Annotated in this window: 21 protein-coding genes; 15 read left to right on the plus strand and 6 right to left on the minus strand. The window is 45.2% G+C overall.

All coding sequences use genetic code 11. The features are described from left to right. Nucleotides 1-82, plus strand: an 82-nt coding sequence (locus tag KUG37_RS12785; RefSeq protein ID WP_216938471.1) for a hypothetical protein, incomplete at its 5' end; no start/stop codon positions are given. 98 nt (nucleotides 83-180) lie between these two features. Here KUG37_RS12785 and KUG37_RS12790 read toward each other — a convergent pair. From KUG37_RS12790 to fadB, 3 genes are all read right to left on the minus strand, one after another. Then, nucleotides 181-561, minus strand: a complete 381-nt coding sequence (locus KUG37_RS12790) for a hypothetical protein (protein ID WP_216938536.1) — start codon at nucleotides 559-561, stop codon at nucleotides 181-183. Between the two features lie 325 nt (nucleotides 562-886). Next, a complete protein-coding gene (fadA, locus tag KUG37_RS12795; protein WP_216940521.1) occupies nucleotides 887-2,059 on the minus strand; it encodes an acetyl-CoA C-acyltransferase FadA in 1,173 nt (390 codons plus the stop codon). A gap of 12 nt (nucleotides 2,060-2,071) precedes the next feature. Beyond that, complete coding sequence (gene fadB, locus KUG37_RS12800; RefSeq protein WP_216940524.1) at nucleotides 2,072-4,222, minus strand: fatty acid oxidation complex subunit alpha FadB; 2,151 nt, start codon at nucleotides 4,220-4,222, stop codon at nucleotides 2,072-2,074. A 585-nt stretch (nucleotides 4,223-4,807) separates the two neighbouring features. On the opposite strand from fadB, the gene KUG37_RS12805 reads away from it, so the two are divergent. Then, complete coding sequence (locus tag KUG37_RS12805; RefSeq protein WP_216937066.1) at nucleotides 4,808-5,221, plus strand: PH domain-containing protein; 414 nt, start codon at nucleotides 4,808-4,810, stop codon at nucleotides 5,219-5,221. A gap of 16 nt (nucleotides 5,222-5,237) precedes the next feature. Here KUG37_RS12805 and KUG37_RS12810 read toward each other — a convergent pair whose 3' ends face one another. Continuing rightward, complete coding sequence (locus KUG37_RS12810; protein WP_216940530.1) at nucleotides 5,238-6,299, minus strand: AAA family ATPase; 1,062 nt, start codon at nucleotides 6,297-6,299, stop codon at nucleotides 5,238-5,240. A gap of 224 nt (nucleotides 6,300-6,523) precedes the next feature. On the opposite strand from KUG37_RS12810, the gene uvrC reads away from it, so the two are divergent. The 3 genes from uvrC (at nucleotide 6,524) to pgsA (ending at nucleotide 9,928) form a co-directional block, all read left to right on the plus strand. Further along, nucleotides 6,524-8,323, plus strand: a complete 1,800-nt coding sequence (uvrC, locus tag KUG37_RS12815) for an excinuclease ABC subunit UvrC (protein ID WP_216937067.1) — start codon at nucleotides 6,524-6,526, stop codon at nucleotides 8,321-8,323. Nucleotides 8,324-8,438: 115 nt separating this feature from the next. After that, a complete protein-coding gene (locus KUG37_RS12820; protein WP_216940528.1) occupies nucleotides 8,439-9,233 on the plus strand; it encodes a thioesterase family protein in 795 nt (264 codons plus the stop codon). A 107-nt stretch (nucleotides 9,234-9,340) separates the two neighbouring features. After that, nucleotides 9,341-9,928, plus strand: a complete 588-nt coding sequence (gene pgsA / locus KUG37_RS12825) for a CDP-diacylglycerol--glycerol-3-phosphate 3-phosphatidyltransferase (RefSeq protein ID WP_216937069.1) — start codon at nucleotides 9,341-9,343, stop codon at nucleotides 9,926-9,928. A gap of 1,054 nt (nucleotides 9,929-10,982) precedes the next feature. Here the strand turns inward: pgsA and KUG37_RS12830 are convergent. Together KUG37_RS12830 and argH are read right to left on the minus strand one after the other, a co-directional pair. Next, complete coding sequence (locus tag KUG37_RS12830) at nucleotides 10,983-11,258, minus strand: oxidative damage protection protein (protein ID WP_216937070.1); 276 nt, start codon at nucleotides 11,256-11,258, stop codon at nucleotides 10,983-10,985. 11 nt (nucleotides 11,259-11,269) lie between these two features. Then, nucleotides 11,270-12,700: an argininosuccinate lyase gene (gene argH, locus KUG37_RS12835; RefSeq protein ID WP_216937071.1), complete on the minus strand. Its 1,431-nt coding sequence runs from the start codon at nucleotides 12,698-12,700 to the stop codon at nucleotides 11,270-11,272. Here argH and KUG37_RS12840 point away from each other — a divergent pair. The 10 genes from KUG37_RS12840 to KUG37_RS12885 all read left to right on the plus strand — a co-directional run bounded on the left by KUG37_RS12840 (nucleotide 12,691) and on the right by KUG37_RS12885 (nucleotide 21,186). Beyond that, on the plus strand, nucleotides 12,691-13,845 hold the full coding sequence (locus KUG37_RS12840; protein ID WP_216937072.1) for a sensor histidine kinase: 1,155 nt from the start codon (nucleotides 12,691-12,693) through the stop codon (nucleotides 13,843-13,845). The genes argH and KUG37_RS12840 overlap by 10 nt on opposite strands. 69 nt (nucleotides 13,846-13,914) lie before the next feature. Beyond that, entirely contained in the window at nucleotides 13,915-14,655 is a 741-nt protein-coding gene (locus KUG37_RS12845) for a LytTR family DNA-binding domain-containing protein (protein WP_216937073.1), read from the plus strand. Between the two features lie 110 nt (nucleotides 14,656-14,765). Continuing rightward, nucleotides 14,766-15,689: a hydroxymethylbilane synthase gene (gene hemC / locus KUG37_RS12850; RefSeq protein ID WP_216937074.1), complete on the plus strand. Its 924-nt coding sequence runs from the start codon at nucleotides 14,766-14,768 to the stop codon at nucleotides 15,687-15,689. After that, nucleotides 15,689-16,468: a uroporphyrinogen-III synthase gene (locus KUG37_RS12855; protein WP_216937075.1), complete on the plus strand. Its 780-nt coding sequence runs from the start codon at nucleotides 15,689-15,691 to the stop codon at nucleotides 16,466-16,468. Before hemC ends, KUG37_RS12855 begins: the two co-directional genes overlap by 1 nt. Continuing rightward, a complete protein-coding gene (locus KUG37_RS12860; RefSeq protein ID WP_216937076.1) occupies nucleotides 16,465-17,304 on the plus strand; it encodes a hypothetical protein in 840 nt (279 codons plus the stop codon). Before KUG37_RS12855 ends, KUG37_RS12860 begins: the two co-directional genes overlap by 4 nt. Before the next feature lie 6 nt (nucleotides 17,305-17,310). Then, nucleotides 17,311-18,504: a heme biosynthesis protein HemY gene (locus KUG37_RS12865; RefSeq protein ID WP_216937077.1), complete on the plus strand. Its 1,194-nt coding sequence runs from the start codon at nucleotides 17,311-17,313 to the stop codon at nucleotides 18,502-18,504. A gap of 8 nt (nucleotides 18,505-18,512) precedes the next feature. Further along, complete coding sequence (locus tag KUG37_RS12870) at nucleotides 18,513-18,941, plus strand: thioesterase family protein (RefSeq protein WP_216937078.1); 429 nt, start codon at nucleotides 18,513-18,515, stop codon at nucleotides 18,939-18,941. Nucleotides 18,942-19,083: 142 nt separating this feature from the next. Further along, entirely contained in the window at nucleotides 19,084-19,410 is a 327-nt protein-coding gene (locus tag KUG37_RS12875) for an H-NS histone family protein (protein ID WP_216937086.1), read from the plus strand. Between the two features lie 181 nt (nucleotides 19,411-19,591). Continuing rightward, on the plus strand, nucleotides 19,592-20,335 hold the full coding sequence (gene gspN / locus KUG37_RS12880) for a type II secretion system protein N (protein WP_216937079.1): 744 nt from the start codon (nucleotides 19,592-19,594) through the stop codon (nucleotides 20,333-20,335). Then, complete coding sequence (locus tag KUG37_RS12885) at nucleotides 20,335-21,186, plus strand: type II secretion system protein N (protein ID WP_216937080.1); 852 nt, start codon at nucleotides 20,335-20,337, stop codon at nucleotides 21,184-21,186. Before gspN ends, KUG37_RS12885 begins: the two co-directional genes overlap by 1 nt. Nucleotides 21,187-21,223: the final 37 nt, after the last annotated feature.

Raw genomic sequence — 21,223 nt, forward strand, 5'->3', positions numbered from 1 at the left:
TATCGGTGAGCTGCATCGTATCGATGAAAATGGTCATCGGATTAAACAGCACTTTGCCACGATGCTGGCGCAAAAGGTTTAAGTAAGAAATTGAGGACTTTAAAAATTCTTGAATTTAAATGAGACCATTTAAAATAAAAAAGATGTCGGGATGACATCTTTTTTATGCTTTAAAAAAGCTTAAGCAGCTTTCTTGAACCAAGAGAACCAGCCTTTTTTCTCAGCTTTTGCTTCTGCTTTTTCAGCTGCCGCATCTTTGGTTTCTACTACTTCAGTTTTTGCAGCTTCAACTTGCTGCTCTGCTGTTGCTTGCGCTGTTTCTACTTGGGTAGTCGCTTCCATTTTTACTGCTTCCACTTTAGTTTCAGTCGCTTGTTGAGTTGCAACAACAGTGGCTTGAGCAGCTTCAATTTTCGCTTGTGCCGGTGTAGCAGCTTCTTTGGCTACAGTTTGAGTTGTTTTAGCCACAACAGTTGCTGGAACAACTTGAGCTTCAGTTGCCATTGCAGATGCAGAAGTCGCTACAATTGCAGTTGCGATCATTGTTTTTAGCATGTTCATATCAACCTTTTTAAGGAAATAGAAAAAAGAGGCTTGATCATACACGTATGAAATTTAAGTGATTAATAACTATAATTTTATTGGTTGAATATTCAGCTAAATTTACAAAGGGATAACATTGCTTAGAAAGGCTCGAGTTCAAAAGAACTTTATAAGTTGGATTAGGTACATTAAGGTGGTCTCCGAAATAATTCATATAGATTAAGTTATTTTTATAAATCCAAGCAGAAATCATATCTAGCTTATAGCAACGATAGTTTAAAATTTCTTTTAATAAAAAATCCCCGCATAAAGCGAGGATTTTCTTGATCAAATTGTTTAAGAATTAAACACGTTCAATCACTGTGGCAATACCTTGACCCAAACCGATACACATGGTCGCAAGACCGATTTGCGTATCTTGTTGCTCCATCACGTTAAGCAATGTAGTCGTGATACGCGCACCAGAACAACCTAATGGGTGACCAAGCGCAATTGCACCGCCGTTTATGTTCACACGGTCCTGTTGGTCATAAATGCCTAAGCCTTTAAGAACAGACAGACCTTGTGCAGCGAATGCTTCGTTCAATTCAAAAGTTTGAATATCAGAAATCGCAAGACCTGCGCGTTTAAGCGCTTTGTGTGTTGCCGGAACCGGACCGTAACCCATGATCGCAGCATCACAGCCTGCAACTGCCATAGAGCGAATTACAGCGCGTGGCTTAAGACCTAAGGCTTGAGCACGCTCGTAAGACATCAACAGCATTGCAGAAGCACCATCAGACAATGCTGAAGATGTTGCTGCAGTCACTGTACCGCCTTTCGGATCGAACACAGGACGTAAGGCACGGAATGTTTCGATATTGGCATCCGGACGGATCACTTCATCGATATCACACAGAATTTTATAGCCATCTGCATTATGACCTTCAATACCAACAATCTCGTTCTCGAACAGACCGTTTTCAGTCGCAGCCCAGGCACGACGATGTGATTCCACACCGAACTCATCCTGTTCTTCACGGGTAATGCCGTTCATACGACCCAGCATTTCAGCAGTCAAGCCCATCATGTTCGACGCTTTTGCATAATGCTTAGACGCTTCAGGGTTCAGGTCGATGCCGTGCATCATGCCCACATGGCCCATGTGCTCAACACCACCGATGATGAAGATATCACCCTGATTGGTCGCAATTTGCGCAGCCGCAGTGTGAATCGCCTGCATAGATGAACCACAAAGACGGTTTACCGTTTGACCTGCAACAGTCTTCGGCAAGTCTGCCAGTAATACGATATTACGGGCAATGTTCATCCCTTGTTCCAGGGTCTGGTTCACACAGCCCCAGATTAGGTCTTCAACTTCATGCGGGTCGAATTCGTTACGTACCAACAGGGCACGGACAAGCTCAGCAGACATCGAGTCGGCACGTACATTGCGGAACATGCCGTTTTTGCTTTTACCCATTGCTGAACGTACGCCATCAACGATGACAACGTCACGTGGATTTAAAGTAGCCATTCACGTTGCTCCTTAACCGTAGAATTTTTTGTTGTTAGCAGCCATTTCGCGCAACATTTCTGGCGCTTCATAAGCTTTACCAAGGTGCGCATACTTATTGCAAAGCGCAACATACTCAGCTACACCGGTTTGATCGATGTAACGGCATGGACCACCACGGAATGGCGGGAAACCAACACCCATGATCATCGCCATATCTGCTTCAGCAGGAGTCGCAACAATGTTGTCTTCCAGGCAACGAACCGTTTCGTTACAGAAAGCCAGCATCATACGGTCAATGATTTCCTGAGCGTGAAATTCACGTTTTTCTGCAGTCGCAACAGATGCCACAAGCTCATACGCAGTTAGATCAACCACTTTGGCTTTTTTGCCTTTACGGTCAAGTTCATACTTGTAGAAACCAACGTCGTTCTTTTGACCCAGACGTTTGTTTTCGTACATCACCTGGATCGAACCTTTGAAATCAGGTTTCATACGGTCCGGGAAGCCTTCAGCCATCACTTCTGCACCATGTACGCCAGTATCAATACCGACCACGTCCATCAGGTAAGCAGGGCCCATTGGCCAGCCGAATTTTTCCATTACTCTGTCGATTTGCTGGAAGTCAGCACCATCTTTAAGCAGCAGGTCAAATGCACCGAAGTAAGGGAACAAGACGCGGTTCACCAGGAAGCCCGGGCAGTCATTTACCACGATTGGTGTTTTACCCATTTTCTGGGCAAGAACCACAGTCGTTGCAATCGCTTCGTCAGAGGTCTTCGCACCACGGATAACTTCAACCAGTGGCATCATGTGTACCGGGTTAAAGAAGTGCATACCGACGAAGTTTTCAGGACGCTCCAGGTTTTCAGCCAGACGCGTGATTGAAATCGTAGAAGTGTTTGAAGCAATAATCGTGTTTTCACGTACTTTCGCTTCAGTTTCTTTCAGTACGATACCTTTGACTTTTGGATTTTCAGTCACGGCTTCGATCACGATGTCCACTTCTTTAAACTCGTCATAGCTTAAAGTTGGACGGATGCGCGCAAGAGTTTCACCCATTTGAGCAGGCTTCATTTTCTTGCGTTCAACTTGTTTGGTCAGTAAACCATTGGCTTCTTTCATACCCAAAGCAAGTTGCTGGTTACCGATGTCTTTCATGATGATCGGCGTGCCTTTGCTTGCCGCCTGGTAAGCAATACCGCCACCCATGATACCCGCGCCTAGAACGGCAGCCTGGTTCACCGGATGTGCGCCTTTTTCATAGCGCTTCGAGGTTTTTTTTACGATCTGGTCGTTCAGGAACAAACCGATCAATGCATTTGCTTGTGGCGTTACTGCCGCTCTGGCAAAACCTTCAGCTTCAGCTTTCAGCGCGTCATCACGATGCAGGTTAGCACCCGCTTGTAATGAATCAAGCAGTAATTTTGGCGCAGGATATTGAGCCGGATTGGCTTTGGCCAGAACCATGCCTTTCGATGAGTTAAACGCCATCATCTGTTCGATCGGGCTCAGTTTAACTGGATCGAGTTTTTCCTGACGCTTGCTTTGCCAGTCTAAACGGCCATGAATAGCCTGTTTTACCAGATCAATTGCTGCATCTGTCAGTTTGTCAGCAGCAACCACCGCATCTACTGCACCGTCTTTCAGCGCAGCAGCAGGTTTTTTCGGAGCTGCCATTGCCATCCATTCTACGGCGTTGTCGATACCGATCAGACGGCTTAAACGAACTGTACCACCGAAGCCCGGGAAGATTCCCAGCTTGATTTCAGGCAGGCCCACTTGCGCCTGTTCTGACATGACACGGTAGTCACACACCAGGCACATTTCGAAACCGCCGCCCAGTGCCATGCCATTAATGGCAGCCACTTTAGGAATATCGAGGTCTTCGAAGCTGTTAAAAATTTCATGTACCGGCATTGCCCAGTCAACAATCGCTTGTTCACCCTGAGCAAAGTTGTCGCCGAATTCTGTGATATCAGCGCCTACAATAAATGTAGATTTGCCTGAAGTGACAATGAGGCCTTGAATATCGGCATGGGAGACGGCTTCGATAGCAGCCTTGAAATCTTCAATCGTTGCACGGTTGAATTTGTTAACGGACTCACCTTGTAAGTCAAAGCGGAATTCTGCAATACCGTCCTCAAGCATTTGGACGGTAATGGCATTGCCAGCGTGGATCATGCCCTGATCTCCTTTATTTTGGAGGACTTCTAAGTTGATGTTGTGAAGCAAATGCGCATATCCCGCGCACTTTTAGACTTCGCTAATCTTACGATAACTATATCCAAAAAGAACATAACAAGTTGTATCAAGCCGTGACGCAATGGTCATCAATTTCTGCCGGATGGATCTGACCGGTTATGATTTTCCCTTTCAGTTTTCTACAAGTATATGAACTAAAGATTTTGTTTCAATTCATTATTTTTTATCGATCAACTAGATTGATATGGAGCAGAGTGGCTGTTTTTCAAGGCTCATTTCTCGCTGAGTTTTGTCAATTCAGTCAATTTACAGCCTTGAAAGTGCCCTGATTCGTGGTGAAGCATGCTGAGAGCAGTGCTTCCAGGTCTTTATAGATATTTTCACATCACCCCCAAATAAAACTACATTAGCTCATTTTTGTGGGTGTGATTTTCTGCTTAGAGCGAAGGTGATCACCATCCTGTCGATGCCCGATCTAAAATAATCCCTCCTGTGGACTGTAATCCCTGTCATCTGCTCCGGAATTGTTTATGATGATCGTGCACCTGGATATGGGGGATATCGATGCACGTATTTCGTTCTAAAAAAGACTGGTGGCTGGTCGCTTTTCTGATTTGTATGAGTGGCCTGTTGCTGCAACTGCTGCTGACCATGCAGGCCAAAGGTACCATGCAGCAATATCCGCTGCATACGGCCGTGTATGTCCTGACCATTGTCATCCTGTGGTGGCCACTGTGGAGCACGCGCTATGTGGTGGAAAACGGGATATTGACCATTAAAAGCCTGTGGTTGAGCTGGAAGATTCCGTTGAGCGCCATCCAGTCCATTCAGCCGACCGATCATTCTATTATTGCACCAGCCTTGTCATTGAAGCGTTTGCGGATTGACTATACCGAGGCTGGCGTACAGAAATTTGTATTGGTGTCACCCAAAAAACCGACTGCTTTTATGCAGGCGATTCAACCGAATAAGAACTGATATAAGCATGGATCATTTAAGCTTCCGCATGCTCGGGCAGTACCACAAGCTGGCCATCGACACAGTCCAGATGCAAACGGAATTGCGCTGGCTGGCTTAAAAAATACAGCGCCAGAATTGGTTCCAGTTCGGTGCGCATCTTGCGGCCCAAATGCCGTGCGCCGTAACGAATATCATGGCCCTGATAAAAATAGGCTTTGGCCGCAGCGCTTAAATGAACGCTGCGTTGCTGATGCTGCAAGCGCTTGTTGAGTTTATCCAGTTCAATTTCGACCAGACGCGGCAGAGCATTGCTGTGTACCGCCTGATAGTGCAGGCTGCGGTCAATCCGGTTCAGAAATTCAGGGTCGAATTTACGCTGCATGACTTTTTCAATGATGCGCTGGGTGGGTAGCCGTTTTAAACACAGCGCCTGCATTTTCTGCGGCAGGTAGTTGAGTTTTTCCAGATATTGCTGTGCAGCCTGTGCCCCGATATTGCTGGTCATAAAGATCATGCAGTTACGAAAATCGATAGTTTTGGTTCCGGCAGTCAGGGTTAATCTTCCAGTATCCAGCACGTTCATCAAACCGCGAATCACCTCGGTACTGGCTTTTTCCAGCTCATCAAACAGCATAATTCCGGGACGGGTATGACTACCGGCAATCGCAGTTTCATCAAACAGGCTGTGGCCTTCCTTGGAGCCGACATAACCTGGCGGCGCCCCGGTTAAAGCAGCGGCATAGTGCTCTTGTGCCAGGGTATTCATATCAATACAACAAAAGGCATCCGGACGGCCATAGATCGCTTCGGCAATCAGACGCACGGTTTCAGTTTTACCCACACCGGTTGGGCCGAGCATCAGGGTGACCGAAAGTGGGCGATCCGGACTGGAAAAATCTGCCTTGACCACCTGCAGCATCTTTTCAATTTCGTTTAAGGCTGCATCTTGTCCAATAATCCGTTCACGTAGCAGTAGCATCACGCTATTGGGTTCAAAATGAAAACGCGGTTTGCCAATCAGGCGATCACGTTCAGACAGATGATGTGAGGAGGTAGATGGTTGAACAATATGAATGCCCGATTGCTGCATGGTCATGCGAATCATCTCAAAACTAGACCTTTTGAGCATAGCAAAGTTATATCTTGAAATTTAGAGCTTTTAGCAATTAGAACACGGTGAAAGCGATATAGATCAATAGCATGATGGCTTGGATAATTAACTTTAGGTGGCAGCTTCAGGGGAATTTTGTGTTTTTGCTTGAAAATGACGTAATAATCATCACATATATCTGCAGATTGCATGTGAAAAATAGGCTTTAGGTGAACGAAAACGCACGCCCCCATATCGAGAAAATCCTGGCTAATATGACCAGCTTGCCCGGGGTCTACCGGATGTATGGCAAAGACGGCGAATTATTGTATGTGGGGAAAGCCAAAAATCTGAAAAACCGGGTCTCTAGCTATTTTGTCAAAACGCTGGATCATCCAAAAACCCAGGCCTTGGTGGCGCGGATTTATGATATTCAGACCTTGGTGGTGCGCTCTGAAACCGAAGCCTTGTTGCTGGAACAGAACCTGATCAAGCTGCATCACCCGCCGTATAACATCATGCTGCGCGATGACAAATCTTATGTCTATATTTTCGTTTCGGCAGATAAGCCCTACCCACGTTTAGCCAGTGGGCGCGGCAAGGGCAAGCACCAGGTTGGCAAGTTTTTTGGGCCTTATCCGAGTGCGTATACCGCCCGAGATACTTTGGTGGTGCTGCAAAAACTGTTTAATGTGCGTTCCTGTGAAAACAGTTTTTTTGCCAATCGAACCCGTCCCTGTCTGCAATACCAGATCAAGCGCTGTTCCGCGCCCTGTGTCGGATTTATCTCTCCAGAAGACTATAAAGCAGATGTGGATAACTCGATCCGTTTTTTGCAGGGCGATACCAAGGAGCTGAATCAGGAACTCATTGCAAAAATGGAAGCGGCAGCCGAAGCACTGGAATTTGAAAAAGCCGTGTTCTACCGTGACCGGATGGCGTTGTTAAGAGATGTGCAGTCACAGCAGGCCATTTATAAGCTCAAAGGCGAGGCCGATATTCTGTCGATTGCCTATCAGGCCGGGGTGACCTGTGTACAGATCATGCATGTGCGCAACGGTAAAATGCTCGGTGGCAAAAGCTATTTTCCGGATATGCTCAGTGATGACTTGGGGCAGATGCTGGCCGATTTTATTGCCAACTTCTATTTTCAGGTAGCGGATGAAATTCCGGCTGAACTGATTGTCAATGTTGAAGTTGCTGACCGCAAGGAGCTGGAAGCGGCACTGTGCCAGCATTTTGGCAAAAAAATCCAGATCAAGTCCAAAGTCCGAGAAACCCGTGCCGAATGGCTGGAACTGGCGCAGATGAATGTACAGCATGCGATTCAGGGTAAACTGGCCAATCATCTTGAACTAAACGAGCGTTTTCATCAGCTGGAACAGGTGGTCGGCCGTCCGGTGGACCGGATTGAGTGCTTCGATATTTCGCATACCATGGGTGAAGATACTGTTGCATCCTGTGTGGTATTTGATAGTGGTGGGGCACGTAAGCGCGATTATCGCCAGTTTTCCATTCATGATATTCAGGCTGGCGATGACTATGCCGCCATGCGTCAGGCACTGACCCGTCGCTATAAAAAAGCCATGCTGCCGGACTTGTTACTGATTGATGGCGGCAAGGGGCAGTTACATATGGCTATGGAGGTGATGCAGGAACTGGGACTGGAGGCCTTTATGGTCGGTGTGTCCAAAGGTGAAGGACGTAAACCTGGTCTGGAAACTCTGCATTTTACCGATGGCAGCAAAATTCAGTTACCTGAAGATCATAAGGCATTGCATCTGATTCAACAGGTGCGAGATGAAGCGCATCGTTTTGCGATTACCAAGCATCGTGCCAAACGTGATAAAAAACGCGGTTCATCGATACTGGAAGTGATTCCCGGACTGGGGCCAAAACGCCGTCGTGACCTGCTAACCCATTTTGGCGGGATTCAGGGCGTGCTGAAAGCATCGGAGAGAGATCTGCAACTGGTGCCGGGACTGGGTTCAGTCATGGCCCGGATGATCTATAAAGTGTTGCATGAATAATTTGAGACTCGAATGCAAGGGCAAAAGTGCGCATTGACGCATGGGTCACAGGGCATTCACAACATTAGAAATTTTGCCCAATATAGTGAGCATCAAGACTCACCGAGGGATCAACATGTCTTTGCATGCACTTTATGCACAAATTGCCGAACAGGAATGGATAGAATTCCCACAAGGATGGTTACAGGGACGCACCCTGTATGGCGGTCTGGCTGCCGCGATGATGATGCAAAAGGCAGTCACACAGGTCAATGATCCAGCCAAACATCTGCTCAGTTGCAGTGTGACTTTTGTTGGTCCGATTCAGCAAGCCAAAGTGCGACTAAGTGCTGAAATTCTGCGGCAGGGCAAGTCGGTGACCACGCTTGAAGTGCGCTTATGGCAGGACAATGCCGTGCAAAGTATTTTGATTGCCAGTTTTGGCATCTTCCGTGATTCAGAGATTCAGGTACAGCAAGAAGCTCAGGCCCCTGACTATGCGGTGCCTGAGCGGTTGTTACAGATTCCTGCAGGGTACGGCATGCCAGAGTGTTATAACCATTTTGAAATCGCTTGGGCGGATGTCAATTTACCCTGTAGTGCCAGTTCACGGCCGGACTTTGGTGGCTGGTGCCGTTTTCATCCCGAAAAGCATGGCAATCGTGAATTTCTGGTCGCAGACCTGATGGCAATCTTTGATATCTGGCCGCCCGGTGTGTTACCGATGTTTAAAAGTATGGCACCAGCCAGTAGTCTGACCTGGACCGTAACTTACGTGCATCCGGTTCAACATCAATTGCATGATTGGTTTAAATATAAAGTATTTACTGACCATGCTGCGGATGGTTATGCAACGGAACATGCCTATCTCTGGGATGCCGAAAATCGCCTGATTGCGATGGCAAGACAAACAGTGACGGTGTTTGCCTAGTGACACTGACAGTCAATTCGTATAAAGTGAAGCCTATTAATGATGGATCAAACCTCTAAAAAAGTGTGCATTTTCATCGTACATGAGGGGAACAATTGGCGGTGTCTATGACTACAGGTCGTATCCTGAATATTCCAAATATCTTGACCTTGGCGCGTATCGCTCTTATTCCGGTATTTTTATTGGTGGCATACTGGCCGCCTGCAATGGGTTTTGATGCTTATAACCCCGATATGACGCGGCATATTATTTTGACCACGATTTTTGTGGTGGCTGCAGTGACGGACTGGTTTGATGGCTATCTGGCACGAACCTTAAATCAGACCTCTGCTTTTGGACGGTTTCTCGATCCGGTTGCTGATAAATTGATGGTCGCAGCTGCCCTGATTGTACTGGTGCAATGGCAGCCTTCCATGTCGATGGCTTTTGCCGCGATTGTGATTATTTCGCGTGAAATTACTGTTTCGGCCTTGCGTGAATGGATGGCAGAACTGGGTGCGCGGACCAATGTCGCGGTTTCAACGGTGGGTAAATACAAAACTGCTTTCCAGATGATTGCCATCACAGTATTTCTGTTGAACTGGCCGCCGCTGGAAATGCTGGCCTATGCCTTGCTCTATACCGCAGTGGTGCTGACTTTGTGGTCGATGTTTATTTATCTCAAAGCAGCCTGGCCATATCTGAAACAGCCTTAATTGAAATAAAAGAATAAGCTCCTTGAAAGGGGCTTTTTTTATGTGACTCAATCATCAAAAAAAATAGTAAATCACAGGCAAAAAAATACCCAGCCTTTGGGGGAAGAACTGGGATAAAATCGGGGTATTTGTTACTTATTATTATAGTTATTCAAAGATGTCTCATCTTCTTCTTAGAGCTCATTATAGAGAGACACTTTTTCAAAATCATATGACTTCTTGTAGCAGATTGTTGTGTTTTGTGATCACTCTGTATATGGAATTTACAATCTATGATTTTGATACAAATCTAAATGTTTTTCAGCAGGATAGTAGCTGACTAGATCAGGGGAATAGAGTAGGTGAAAATCCTTTTTGATAGCCCAGTTGTTAGCTACAAACGTGCAGAGCAACTCTGGTTACCTGATCAAAACCCTCAACTCAAGATATAAATGTTCTGGTGCACGTTATTAATCTGTTCTTAAAAGTGGACAGCTCTGTCAGGGGAGAGTGGCGAGTCTCGAGAATGACAAAGAGCCTCAAAAGAGAATCTTTTCAGATAAAAACCTACGCATACCTCCGGTGTTTGTCTTGCGATATGACAGGGCAGTATGCAAGTCGTTAAAAAAAGGAGCTTGTTAGACTCCTCCTCGACAGTTGAAACTACGTGCTTCGGCTTGTCTAACTTTTAGAGCAGGTTAAAAAACAAATCCTCAGTGATGAGGATTTGTTTTTTATTAAAGTCCTTTTCTTGCGTAATTTTTAGAGCAACGCATTAAAAAAGAATCCCCCATAATGGAGATTCTTTTTTAATTCAAGCCTACGCGCGCTTTCAGCGATTGTCTTGCTTAAAAAAGAAAAGCAGTGCTTTAGTTTTTCACTCGAAGCCTAGCTTCTCGTCTTGCGTTCGGGTGGAGTGGGGCTTCTTAAACTAAAAAGGGAACCCTTAATGGATTCCCTTTATGACAATTAAAACTACGCGCTTCGCTTGTCTTGCAGAAAAATAAGGCAGTGCATTCGATTTTCACTAGAGGCATAGCTTCTCATCTTGCGCAAGGGCAGAGCAGTGCTCTGCTTATCCTTGCTCAGGCTTTAGGCCTTCAGCTTTTTCTAGGGATGCATCATTGTTAAAGAACTTTTCACGCTGTTCTTCAAGAAACTTTTTCGCATCAGGTTCAAACACATTTAGACGCTTTTCATTAATCAGCGTGGTCTGGTGCTTTAACCATTCCTGCCAAGCCTGTTTAGACACGTTGTCAAACAGTTCCTGACCCTTTGCACCTGGGAACGGTGCAAAGTCTAGGCCTTCCATTTCTTTTTGATACTTACGGCAAAATACTTGTCGAGACATATCGGTCTTCCTTAGGCGTAAAGGTTTTCTAAGCGAGTATAAGCACGTGCAATCGCAGCTTCGACTTGCGCAGGTGCAGTACCACCAATGTGGTTGCGTGCATTCACAGAAGCTTCAAGGGTTAAGGCTTTTTCAAATACATCTGCCTGAATCAGGTCAGAGAACTGTTGCAGTTGTTCGAGCGTCAGTTCAGAAAGGTCTTTCGATTCCTGAACCCCGAGCGCAACTGCTTTACCCACAATCTCGTGCGCATCCCGGAATGCCACGCCATTTTTCACCAGGTAGTCCGCCAGGTCAGTCGCAGTGGAGAAACCACGTAATGCTGCTTCACGCATTTCAGCAATGTTTGGAACCAGCGCAGGAATCATGTCGGCAAATGCCATCAACGACCCACGAACGGTATCAATTGCATCGAACAATGGTTCTTTGTCTTCCTGATTGTCTTTGTTATAGGCTAATGGCTGGCCTTTCATCAGGGTGAGCAGGCTCATTAAATCGCCATAGACACGGCCGGTTTTACCACGGACCAGTTCAGGTACATCCGGGTTTTTCTTCTGCGGCATGATTGAAGAACCAGTACAGAAGCGATCCGGAATATTCACAAATTTGAACTGTGCTGAAGTCCATAGAATCAGTTCTTCAGACATACGTGATAAATGCATCATGATTAAAGATGCAGCAGCATTAAATTCAATTGCGAAATCACGATCTGATACTGCATCTAAAGAGTTTTCAGCAACGGCTTCAAAACCTAATAGCTCAGCAGTATAAGCACGGTCGATTGGATAGGTGGTGCCGGCAAGTGCAGCAGACCCGAGCGGCATACGGTTGACACGCTTACGGCAGTCAATCAGACGCTCTGAATCGCGTACCAGCATTTCAAACCAGGCCATTAAATGGTGACCAAAGGTCACTGGCTGTGCCGTTTGCAAATGGGTAAAGCCCGGCATGATGGTGTCGGTGTTTTTAGCTGCCAAGCTTAAAATGCCTTTTTGTAATTTTTCTAATAATTTTAAAATGGCATCAATTTCATCACGTACATATAAACGAATATCCGTGGCCACTTGGTCATTACGGCTACGGCCAGTATGCAGTTTCTTGCCAGTGATGCCGATACGCTGAGTCAGGCGTGACTCAATGTTCATGTGTACATCTTCTAGGTCAATGCGCCATTCGAACTTACCTGCTTCAATATCGGCTTGAATAGCAGTTAGACCTTCGATAATGTCATCACGTTCCTGTTCAGTCAGTACGCCTACTTTTGCCAGCATGCTTGCGTGGGCAATCGAGCCTGCAATATCTTGTTTATAAAAACGTTGGTCAAATTGAACAGATGCTGTAAATTCAGCAACAAAAGCATCAGTCGCTTCAGAGAAACGACCACCCCACATGCCCGAAGTTTGGGCTTGTGATGGATTAGAGGAATTAGAAGATGTGGTCATGTCGGCTCAATCAGATTAAAAGCAGTAGAACGAAAAAGAGTATAACAAATTCAAAGCCTCTTGCCGAAGTCACATCTACTCAATCTTTCGTATCTATGAACAGGCAAGCACAGAGTTCCTATTTTTTTAGCCAGATCGGCAATCTGCACTATTTGCTGGAACTGTTTGTCGGCGGCAATATTTTGGCGATGATCTTGGCACTGGCAGAAGCGCAGTCCTGGCAGTCCTTGAATCTGCTGAATCTAATTCAATATATGCTGTATATCAATTGGATCCTGTTATGTTTTGCAGCACTGGTGGAATTATTCCATCAGGCCTTTCAGCGAATGGGCATTAAGCTGGCCTTGATTTCCGGATTTTTACTGTTACAGGCAATTGTACTGCTCACCACAGTGAGTCTGAATACCTTGATCCATTTTGGGCAGAGTTTTAATTTTCAGGATTTAAACCTGGCGATTGCTCTAGAGCAGGTCGGACTCCACCTAAGTCTGGGAATTTTGTTAGGTACTTTCTGTTTTCGCTATCTTTACTTGCGTGAGCAATGGGAGCAGCAGCAGCATAGTGAGCTGAATGCCCGGATTCAGGCGATGCAAGCCCGGATTCAGCCCCATTTTCTGTTTAATAGCATGAACAGTGTAATCAGCCTGATTAGCATTGATCCGGACAAAGCTGAACAAATGCTGCTGAATCTGTCACGGCTGCTTCGTGCCAGTTTTCAGGAATTAAAACTGGTCAGCCTGCAAGAAGAAATCGATTTGTGTCAGCGTTATCTGGCGATTGAGAAAATTCGCCTCGGTGAGCGTCTACAGGTTGAATGGAAGTTAGAAAACAAAGACTTATACTCACAAGTACAAATTCCATTATTAACTTTACAACCACTGCTAGAAAATAGTATTTTCCATGGAGTTGAAAAAATTCTCACAAAGAGTACCATAAGCATATTGGTTGAAATATTGCAAAATCAAATTAATATCATTATAACCAACCCTTATACGCAGGATAATAAAACTTTAAAAAAGGGACATGGAATTGCAATAGAAAATGTCAGACAGCGCCTGCAAGCTTATTACGGGCCCAGTATGACTTTTCAAACCTTTGCCGGCGAAGGGATGTTTACGACGGTAGTGCGATATCAATATAAATAAAAATAAATCAAAGAAATCGCAGTTAGCTTTATCATGCATTTGATGATGTTAACTGGGTAAGGAGGAGAAATGGACATCCTGATTTGTGATGATGAGCCTCTGGCCGTCGAGCGTTTATCACGTTTGGTCTCTCAACTGGGACATGATGTGGTGGCGACAGCAAGCCATGGCCGTCAGGCGATTGATCTGGCTCACCAATACGAACCTGATGTTATTCTGTTAGATATTCAAATGCCTGAAATGAATGGACTAGCTTGTGCGGAATATTTACGTCAACTGGATCCAATGCCGGCCATCGTCTTTTGTACGGCCTATGACCAACACGCGCTGGATGCATTTAAATCAAATGCCGAAGGCTATTTGCTTAAACCGGTGATGCAACAGGAATTGGCACAGGTTTTAGAGCACTTAACTAAACTTACCCAAGCTCAAATGAGCCAACTAAAACAAAAAGAAAATATGGACGAAATCAATATCAGCCGCCAGCAGATTGCGGCAAAGACTTATCGTGGTGTCGAATTGGTGCCAGTTGAAAATATCTATTATTTTCTGGCGGATCAGAAATATGTCACTGTACGCCATAAAAACGGCAGCGTACTGATTGATGAAACTCTAAAGGAGTTAGAGCAGGAATTTGGGAACCAGTTTATCCGGATTCACCGTAATGCCTTGATCTCGGTGAATTATCTGGATGGTCTGGAAGTGGTCAGTTCAGGTCAGTATCAGGTGCGTTGTCGTGAGCTGGACGACCGTTTGGCAGTCAGTCGGCGACATTTACCCTTTTTAAGGGATCGGATTCAAAAGCTGTAGCAGGGGGGATGAATGAGAGCATTCAGTGGAAACTTGTATAAATTCACTTGCATTTTCAAGTGAGCAGGTTAAGTTTAGACTATTGTTCTCATTTACTGTTATTGAAATTTATGAAGACCCTAAAAATTGCAACTCGACAAAGTCCACTTGCGCTTTGGCAAGCGGAACATATCCGTGCGCGCCTACAAGATTTGCACGCTGGTTTGCAGGTCGAGTTAGTCACTTTTGTTACACAGGGCGATAAAATTCTGGATACACCACTGGCCAAAATTGGTGGAAAGGGATTATTTGTAAAAGAATTAGAAGCCGCTTTACTGGATGGCCGTGCGGATCTGGCCGTGCATTCTATGAAAGATGTCCCGATGGCCTTGCCAGAAGGTCTCGGTCTGGCGGTAATCTGTGAACGTGAAGATCCGCTGGATGCCTTTGTGTCGAACACTTATGCCAGCTTTGAGGAACTACCACAAGGCGCCAAAGTCGGAACCTCGAGCTTGCGCCGTAAGACCCAGATTTTAAAACAGCGTCCCGATCTTGAGATCATTGACCTGCGCGGTAATGTGGGCACTCGTTTATCCAAGCTGGATGCAGGTCTGTATGATGCGATTATTCTGGCCAGTGCCGGCTTGAAACGTTTGGGCCTGGCAGAACGTATCCGTCATACTCTGACACCTGAAATCAGTCTGCCTGCTGTGGGACAAGGTGCGCTGGGCTTGGAATGTCGTACCCATGATCAGGCAGTGCTGGACTTGATTCAGCCACTCCTGCATGCAGACACGGATGCTTGCGTACGTGCTGAACGTGCCTTTAATGCCTATCTGGAAGGTGGCTGTCAGGTGCCAATTGCCGGCTATGCCACGCTCCAAGAGGGGATAATTTCAATGGAAGGCCGTGTCGGCAGTGTCGATGGAGCAATTTTGCTGCGTGCACAGCACACGGGGAAAATTGCCGAAGCGGAGCAATTGGGGGTGGAATTGGCCAAAAAACTACTCGATCAAGGTGCGGGCGAGTTACTAAAAGCACTCTATTCCCACTGATGTTATTGATTAATACTCGCCCCAGAGACCGTGCTGCAATCTTGACTCAGCAGTTACAGGCAGCGCAGGTTTCTGTTTTAGAATTACCCTTGCTTGAACTGCATGCCGTGCCTTATTCCGATGAACTGTTAGGTCTGTATCAGCAGCTGGAGCAGGCAAAGATTATTGTCGTGGTTAGTCCGACGGCTGCCCAGATTGGCATGCAATATTTACAGCAGGCGGGAGTCGCGCTCTCGGCTTTGACGCAGGTACATTGGGTGGCAGTAGGTAAAGCCACTGAGCAGGCATTGGCCTGCTATGGTATTCACAGTCATGTGCCTGAGGTTGAAACCTCGGAAGGCATGTTGCAATTAGCGGTGTTGAAGCAGTTGGCTGCTGGCTCGAATGTCGCTTTCTGGCGCGGAGAAGGTGGTCGTCAGTTTATGATGGACCACTTACGTGCCAGCAGTATTAAAGTTTTAAATTTTATTTTATACCGGCGGCAATGTCCTGAAACAACGGCAACGATTTTGACAGAAAATCTGGCATTGCTTGAGATGCAGCAGCGCTTTGCAGTTCTGGTGACCAGTGAAGCAAGCTGGTTAAACTGGCTGGCACTCATGCAGGATAATGCAGAGTTAATACAGCACGCCTGTTATTTGGTTTTGGGGCCACGTTTGGCTACTATTCTTGGGGTATATCAACAGCAGCATCAGGCAGGTTTTCAATTCGTACAAATCGATGATTTAGAGGCGAATACGATCTTGCAAAAAATGAGGCTGATATTAGGGAACGCATGAAGAAACTATTCATTGTATTGTTCATCTTGATTATGGCGTGGCTCGTCAAGCTCAGCTACGACTTCTACGTTCTTAATACAGTACAGACTGAACTGAATCACAACATTGCTCAGTTACAGCAGCAAAATGCCAATCTCAATGATCAGCTCGTAGCTTTCAAACGCCAGATTTCTGCTCAGCAGGAAAATGCTGGCTCCACTTCAGCGAAAGCGCCAGTAGCTGGAGCGATAGCTGCTGAAACGCAAAATGATATTGCCTTGGTGCAGCAACAACTGGATCTGATCGAATTTGTCCTGCAACAGCAACAATACGCGACTGCAATTGAAAAATTAAATCAGTTATCCAACGAGCTGGATGACTATGTTTTGGCGCCCGCCTTGGTGAGCAGTTTTCAGCAAGTGATTGTAAAAGATCAGGAGATGCTGAAAAAATTCGTAAATAGCCGATTGGCGCAGCAGAGTAAATTGAAAGAAGTCTTGGTGCAGATGGATGCTGAAATTGAAAAAGAAATTCAAACGCCGTATCGGCAGCAGCCCGAGACTCAGCGCTCTTTTTGGCAGCGCTGGATTCAGATCGAATCCGCAGATCAGCCAAGTACAGTTTTGATGCAACGGCATCTGGTGCTTAAAGAGGCCCAGCTGCGTTTACTGATTGCACAAAATACTTTGCAGCAAGATCAATCTGTCGCCTTTCAGCAAGCACTGAATGCCGTGATTGAAGTCTTGGAGCAATTGCCGGATGCGCAGAGCCAGCGCTGGATTCAGCAACTGAATCAAATCAAGGCTACACCGATCACTCCGACGCCATTATTAAACACACGCACCCTAGTGGGCTAATTGCTTATGAAACAGATCCTGCTGGCCTATTTATTTGTCTGCTTACTTGGCATTGCTGGGCTGAGTATCCTGAGCTATGGACATGGGGCTGGCTATGTCTATCTGTATTGGCGCGAATGGCAGCTGCAAACCACCCTCTGGTTTTTGGCCGCATCACTGGTGAGCGTGAGTTTTCTGATCCATTGTAGCTGGTATGCCATCAAGCAGTATCGTAGCCGTGAACAGCGTAAGACTGAAACAGTATTTAGTTTTTCCCGCTTGCATCCTTATGAACAGTTGGCCGTAATTTGGTTATTAAATGCTGCGCAGGATCAGCGGGATTTTATTCAGCAGTCTTTTTCTAAATCGGGCTTGCTCCAGCATATTATTGATGCGCGTTTATCTTGGGGACAGCAGCAGTATACTCAGGCATTAACTGCTTTAAATCAGTCTAGTCCGATGGCATTTGAGTTGGCAGAATTACAGCGGATTGAAATTTATTTATCACAACAGCAAGGTGAACAAGCACTTACCCATTTAGAGTTTTTAAATCAGCATGAATTATCACCTTGGTTAGTTCAAGTTAAAACAGCCTATGAGCAGCGACTTGTCGCATTATGGGGGGTATTTGCCTTGCAGTTCCCCTGGTTATATTTACGCTCAACTCAATATGGGCATTTAGACCAGGAAGTAAAAAAGTCATGGCTTGAACAGTTACTATTGGCTTATGACCAAGCCACACAAGAAGATTTAATTTATTTACAACAACGTTATTTAGATTTAAAACCACAAATATTTGATCGTGACTATTCAGTCAAATTATTATGGTTGAAATTATTATTTAGAATACCTGAAATGAGTGTCGAGCATGAAGAGCTTGCAATTCATTTACTGGAACAACAGTTTAATCAGGATGTTTTTTATTTATGGTTCCAGCAACAGTTATTGCGTCAAAATCCAGATTATGACGCAATTGCACAGCAGATTTCGCACTGGGAAGCCAAATATCCGGCATTGCCAATCTTAAGCTTTGCAAAATGGCATGTGTTACAAGCGACAGGCTATACGGATCAAGCCCAGCAGCTACTCGACTTGTATCCAGATGATATTCGTATGAGCTATTTAAGAATTAAAGCTGCCTTACAGGATCGGGAAGACTTGCTGCAGCAGCTCAATGCAGTATTTGAATCCAATGTAAACTTTATAGAAATTAAAACTTGAGAATAGTGATGTCAGAATTAAAACAATATCCCGTCATTTATGAACAACCTGTGGCATGGGGCGACATGGATGCCTTTGGACATGTCAATAATGCCATGTATTACCGTTATGTCGAAAATGCGCGGCTGGCTTATTGGGGGCTATTAGATTTAAGCAATGAATCAGTAGTTACAGTAGTATCTTCAAATCAGTGCCGTTATTTAAGACCGGTGATTTTTCCTGATCATTTAAAAGTTGCAGCACGTATTGAAGAAATCCGGAATAGTGCATTCAGAATGCACTATTTATTATGGAGTGAAAAACAGCAAAGTATTGTCGCCACTTCAGAAGCAGTTATTGTCTGTGTTGATAAAACAACTATGCAGAAAACAGAAATTCCACAATATATTCGTGAAAAAATCAAAATGCTTGAATTAAGCGTTCAACATGAAATTTAAAAATGAAGAGATCATTTTAATTTGTAATTTTTTTTAAACTTTATTGTTATTACTTTAAGGTTTTATATTGAATGTTTTATTTAATATAAATATGATGGGGCTATTATTTAACAAAACGAATAATATTATTTTTTCGGAGAGCATTATGCCAGATATTACTCATTTATCAGTAGAAGAGTTAAAAAGTTTACAAGCAGAAGCAGAATCGCTGATTGCTTCAAAAAAAGATCAAGAAATTGAAGACGCTTATCAGCAAATCTTGGCAGTTGCCGAGAAAGTTGGTATGACCGTTGAGCAGTTACTTGAGTTTGGTGCGTCTAAACGCAAGAAATCATCACGCAAGTCGGTTGAACCACGTTACCGTAGCAAAAGCAATCCGGATGACACCTGGACTGGCCGTGGTAAACAACCGCGCTGGTTAGTAGCAGAACTGGAAAAAGGTGCAAAGCTGGAAGATTTCCTGATCTAAGCCTTTATTTGATAGAGTCATTAGGCTGTCATACAGACAGTCTATGATAAAAAACCAAGCATCTCTGCTTGGTTTTTTTATATCTATGAATTGGCGTTAGGAAAAAAGTGTGCATAATGTGTAGGTATAAGGAAAAAATTATAAATGGGGATCTGGACTTGAACTATTGGTCGTGGTGGGGATGAGCAATAAACCAAAAACTTTAAGATGGTTGATCCTTGCTCTTGTGGCATTTTTTGTTTTTGTCGTATTACAAGTGCCAGCAGCCTGGTTAATTTCAAAATTTTATAAAAATAACCAGACTTTGCATAATGTAAACGGAAATATCTGGCAGGGAAGTGCGGACTGGAAAAAAGGCAATCTTCGGGGCAGTCTGAACTGGAAAGTGCGGCCTCTGGATTTACTGTTGCTGCGAATTGGAGCACATGTAGATTTGCATAGTGGCAATACCCAGCTTTCCGGGATTATGGCCTACGGTCTGAATAAATCTTTTATTGTTAAAAATCTTGAAGGGCAGGTTGCTGCTGAAACCTTAAAAAAAATTGCGGACTGGCAATGGCCAAGCACTGCAATTCAACTCAAAGATCTGGATTTTAAATATAAGCCACAACAGGGCTTCAGTCAGGTGGCCGGACAAATGCAATGGGCGGGTGGCGAGCTGATTTATACCTTTGCCCAGCGCCAGGAACGCATGAACATACCTGCCTTGACAGGAACGCTGGCAGATGAAAATGGACAGTTGCTACTCGATGTCCGAGACAGCCGTGATCAACGTATGCTGAATATCAAGCTTGATCCCGGCATGATGCTGGATATCCAGCTCACCCAACGCTTTTTAATGAATGCACCATCCTATCAGGGGAAAGCAGGACTGGATACTTTTGTGATTAGTACCCGCCAGCCCCTTATGGGAGGCATCAACTGATGGCGGTTTCACTCGAAGCTTTAAAAAATATTGACCTTAAACAGGTTAATCGTGTTGCACCTGCGGTTTTGCTGCTGCTGATCCTGTATTTATGCTGGAAGCTGGCCGCACTATTCTGGTTGCTGGTGGCGCCCCCCCAGGCGATGCAGCTGGAGCGGGTCGAGCTGGGCTCGCAACAGCCACAAATACCGAATATCGCTGCCTTTTCCCTGTTTCAGGAAAGTGCACAAAGTGTAATTGTGGTGGAGGCTGCGAATATCATTTTGCAAGGGGTGGTAGTGGCTAATCCACGTTATAACTCGTCTGCAGTAATCAAGATCAATGATCAGGTGGATATTTATCGTATCGGAGACAAGCTGGGTGATAGCGGTCTGGAATTGGCTGACGTGTACTGGGATCGCGTTGTACTGCGCCGTTCTGGCGGAGCGACTCAGGAAGTTTTCTTTAAAGGGCTGGAAAATGGTCTGAATCAGTCCGTCCTACCTGAGACTCAGGCAGCTCCGGGTATGAGCCCACCGGTTACAGGGGCAGGGCAGGAAAATACAGTTTCACCCCAGAATGAAATTGGCCGGGCAATCCAGCAGATGCAGGAAAACCGCGATCAGTATTTACAGAATATGGGGGTGAGTGCCTCGGAAGGTGGGTATGAAGTGACTGCCCGCACACCGGCTGCACTACGCAATCGACTTGGCTTGAGACCTGGAGATCGAATAATGTCTCTGAATGGTCAAACGCTAAGCCAGGGACAGACAGAAGCACAATTACTGGAACAGGCCCGACGTGAAGGTCAGGTTAAACTCGAAATAAAACGTGGTGATCAGGTGATGACCATACAACAAGATTTTAAGTGATATGTCATCACCTATAGGGTTAGGAAACATATAAGTT

The sequence above is a fragment of the Acinetobacter sp. BY419 genome (genome assembly GCF_019038395.1).
Taxonomy (GTDB): Bacteria; Pseudomonadota; Gammaproteobacteria; order Pseudomonadales; family Moraxellaceae; genus Acinetobacter.

What these genes read in the sequence shown, in the direction of transcription:
- KUG37_RS12855 (WP_216937075.1), top strand. Translation starts at nt 15,689, where the DNA reads ATGTTATTGATTAATACTCGCCCCAGAGACCGTGCTGCAATCTTGACT.
- fadA (WP_216940521.1), bottom strand. Translation starts at nt 2,059, where the DNA reads ATGGCTACTTTAAATCCACGTGACGTTGTCATCGTTGATGGCGTACGT.
- KUG37_RS12830 (WP_216937070.1), bottom strand. Translation starts at nt 11,258, where the DNA reads ATGTCTCGACAAGTATTTTGCCGTAAGTATCAAAAAGAAATGGAAGGC.
- KUG37_RS12845 (WP_216937073.1), top strand. Translation starts at nt 13,915, where the DNA reads ATGGACATCCTGATTTGTGATGATGAGCCTCTGGCCGTCGAGCGTTTA.
- KUG37_RS12860 (WP_216937076.1), top strand. Translation starts at nt 16,465, where the DNA reads ATGAAGAAACTATTCATTGTATTGTTCATCTTGATTATGGCGTGGCTC.
- hemC (WP_216937074.1), top strand. Translation starts at nt 14,766, where the DNA reads ATGAAGACCCTAAAAATTGCAACTCGACAAAGTCCACTTGCGCTTTGG.
- KUG37_RS12805 (WP_216937066.1), top strand. Translation starts at nt 4,808, where the DNA reads ATGCACGTATTTCGTTCTAAAAAAGACTGGTGGCTGGTCGCTTTTCTG.
- gspN (WP_216937079.1), top strand. Translation starts at nt 19,592, where the DNA reads ATGAGCAATAAACCAAAAACTTTAAGATGGTTGATCCTTGCTCTTGTG.
- argH (WP_216937071.1), bottom strand. Translation starts at nt 12,700, where the DNA reads ATGACCACATCTTCTAATTCCTCTAATCCATCACAAGCCCAAACTTCG.
- KUG37_RS12840 (WP_216937072.1), top strand. Translation starts at nt 12,691, where the DNA reads ATGTGGTCATGTCGGCTCAATCAGATTAAAAGCAGTAGAACGAAAAAG.
- pgsA (WP_216937069.1), top strand. Translation starts at nt 9,341, where the DNA reads ATGACTACAGGTCGTATCCTGAATATTCCAAATATCTTGACCTTGGCG.
- KUG37_RS12820 (WP_216940528.1), top strand. Translation starts at nt 8,439, where the DNA reads ATGTCTTTGCATGCACTTTATGCACAAATTGCCGAACAGGAATGGATA.
- KUG37_RS12810 (WP_216940530.1), bottom strand. Translation starts at nt 6,299, where the DNA reads ATGACCATGCAGCAATCGGGCATTCATATTGTTCAACCATCTACCTCC.
- KUG37_RS12870 (WP_216937078.1), top strand. Translation starts at nt 18,513, where the DNA reads ATGTCAGAATTAAAACAATATCCCGTCATTTATGAACAACCTGTGGCA.
- KUG37_RS12885 (WP_216937080.1), top strand. Translation starts at nt 20,335, where the DNA reads ATGGCGGTTTCACTCGAAGCTTTAAAAAATATTGACCTTAAACAGGTT.
- KUG37_RS12865 (WP_216937077.1), top strand. Translation starts at nt 17,311, where the DNA reads ATGAAACAGATCCTGCTGGCCTATTTATTTGTCTGCTTACTTGGCATT.
- fadB (WP_216940524.1), bottom strand. Translation starts at nt 4,222, where the DNA reads ATGATCCACGCTGGCAATGCCATTACCGTCCAAATGCTTGAGGACGGT.
- KUG37_RS12790 (WP_216938536.1), bottom strand. Translation starts at nt 561, where the DNA reads ATGAACATGCTAAAAACAATGATCGCAACTGCAATTGTAGCGACTTCT.